At 26.8% G+C, this 2,500-nt stretch carries 2 protein-coding genes and 1 pseudogene; all 3 read right to left on the bottom strand.

Annotation, left to right across the window (positions count from 1 at the left end):
* Positions 1 to 2,009 (bottom strand): glycosyltransferase (locus tag AMN78_RS00015; protein ID WP_075533596.1); only part of this gene is annotated, 2,009 nt, incomplete at its 3' end.
* Positions 1,981 to 2,226, bottom strand: a complete 246-nt coding sequence (locus AMN78_RS00010; RefSeq protein WP_256997673.1) for a GIY-YIG nuclease family protein — start codon at positions 2,224 to 2,226, stop codon at positions 1,981 to 1,983. The genes AMN78_RS00010 and AMN78_RS00015, both read right to left, overlap by 29 nt.
* A gap of 24 nt (positions 2,227 to 2,250) precedes the next feature.
* Positions 2,251 to 2,500: pseudogene (locus tag AMN78_RS04140) on the bottom strand (2,4-dihydroxyhept-2-ene-1,7-dioic acid aldolase); the annotation flags it as partial.

Here is a 2,500-nt window from a genome sequence, read left to right as displayed (position 1 = left end):
TTTCTTAGTTTTTCATCTCTAGAGATTTTTAAAATCTTTTCAGATAAATCACTTACGTTTTTGTAAAAAACCATTTCAGAATTGTCAAAAAAATCTCTGTATTGTGTTTTTTCATCAATTAAACACACCAAACCATTACCAACAATTTGTGTAATTCTATCACTACTGTAATATTTAATTGCTTCGCCTCTACTTAAATTTAGGCCCATTTTTGCATTAGCAATTGTTTTAAAATAATGATCTGCCCAAATAGGTTGAATTTTATCTATCCCATAAATATCAAATTTAACATCTGGTGTTCTTTCAGATAAATTTTTTAGAAATGTTATTCTATCATCAATCTTACCAGATTTTAAAACACCTCTATGAACACCGTGACTGAGTGCAAAAAAAACGTCAACATTACATGGTTTTAAAAAATTATTTAATGTTTCAAAAGAGTCATCGCTAGGATTTGGTATATAAAAATTATTATTGTTTTTTGGCAAGAAATTTAATACAGAAGGACTCGTAGTAACAAAAGAGGCATCTAAATGCTCAATCTTATCAAGTATTCGATTTTTATTTCTTTCATAATCAGGCCCTTTTTTATTTAAAGGATCTAAAAACCATTGACCAAATTTTACATTTGGATAATCATTTCTTAATTCAGCTATTTGATCTGCAGATATTAGGTCGGCATGTCCAAGCATAATTATATCTGGTTTATAATTATAACAAGTTTTTCTTAGTTTCTCATTTAAGGTCTTAGCTCCTTTAAAGTCTTTAAAATTTTTATAATATTTTTGAATATCTCTGTCACTAAAACCTAAAACACTATGACCTAGTCTTATAAATCCATTGTTTATTCTTCTACCTGTATTAAAAAAAAGTCTACCGTCTAGTCTTTCGTTAAAATTAGTAATGTGTAAAATTCTCAAATTTTTAAGATTTCTTTCAGTATTTATCTTTTTTAAGTAGCTTATTTTTTCAGACCTATAATTATCAATTGATGCTGCTACATAAGAATGTGTTAGGTAAAAATTCTTAATTGATAATTTTTGAAGTTTTTTCCTTAATTTATCGTTTTTAATCAGTAAATTGATCGTTTTTGTTAATTCTTTTGTATTTAATTTTTTAAGAATTTTAGCATCAGTCACAGTTTCTGGAAGACCCCCTTTATTTGTAATAATTACAGCACAACCATTTGCTGACGCTTCTAAGCTTGTTCTGCCAAATGGTTCTTCCCAACGAGAACAAGCAACAGCTATACTTGTTTTTTTAAAAATTGATAGAACTTCATTATGTTTTTTAAATCCAAGAATGTGAGCTCTATTATGACTAAGAGTAATTTTTTCTCTTTTTTCATCACCAATTATTTTTGCCTTCCAGTTTGGATTTTTATTAAGTACTTTTTTTATAGCGGATGCAAAAACATCATATCCTTTTGCTTTATTAAGTTTCCCAACAAATGTAATCCATTTTTCTTTTTTATTTATCAGGTCAAGAGATCCCCTTGATGCAGATTGGTAAAAAATTAGTAACTTTTCACTATTAACAAATTTATTCTCTAAGCCTTCCAAAAATCTTTTTTTAGACCATGAACTATTAAATATAATTTTATAACAAGTTTTAAGTAGATTTTTTCTTTCTTGTATAGTTTGAGATCCATCCATGGACAAAGGATCATTATGAAAATATAAAGTAAATATTTTCTTTTTTATTTCTTTTGATAATATTTGAATATAACTTGGTCTATTATGAATTTCTATTATTGTTGAGTCATTTTTTTTTTCAAGCTGAATAAATTTCTTAACATAATTTTTTGTTTGGCTAGAAAAAAGATTTTTTCTTAAACTTATATTTACATATCTTAAATTAAAAATTTTCTTAAAATCAGTATTTCCATATACTGTTATATTTTTTTTAAATTTACTTATTTTACTTGTTTCGTATACAAACAAAGATACGGCACCAGGATACTCAGGAGAAAAATTCTCTTTATATGGTAGTAGTACTGAGATTTTCATTTTTTATCTTATTTCTAAATGTTCTATTATTCTTTATATAATATTCTCTAGAAATTGCCTCTTTTTTTGAATTATATTTTTCCTTATAAATAAGTTTCCATTTTCTGCCTCTAGTAAATTTAGCTCCTTTATTACTATTATGAAGAGCGATTCTTTTAACTAAATTATTTGTGTATCCAACATACGTAACTGATCTTCTGCTCAAAGACTTGAGCATATAAACATAAAAACTCATCTTAATTTAATAACCTTTAGATTCAGACTTCTCTTTAACACCCTTAATTTTTTCTATGGCTTTCTTAGCTCCAGAGCTCATAAATCTTTGGTCAGCACCTACGGTAACTAAATTAAACCCTTTAGAAATCATCTTTTGAGCATATTCAACAGTACCATTATGAATGCCGGCCAATAAATTTCTTTTTTTTGCTGCTTCTAAAATTCTGAGTATTTCTTTATAGGCTGCGGTGTTTTCAGGCTTATCAAACCCTGGT

Origin of the sequence: Candidatus Pelagibacter communis (genome assembly GCF_001179945.1) — a bacterium.
Taxonomy (GTDB): domain Bacteria; phylum Pseudomonadota; class Alphaproteobacteria; order Pelagibacterales; family Pelagibacteraceae; genus Pelagilacustribacter; species Pelagilacustribacter ubique_A.
The sequence above is the reverse complement of the archived record's forward strand: the minus strand, read 5'-3'. Positions and strand labels throughout refer to the sequence as shown.

Bases quoted from the DNA above. Each gene is read 5' to 3' on its own strand.
- AMN78_RS00010 (WP_256997673.1), bottom strand. From the start codon at position 2,226: ATGCTCAAGTCTTTGAGCAGAAGATCAGTTACGTATGTTGGATACACA.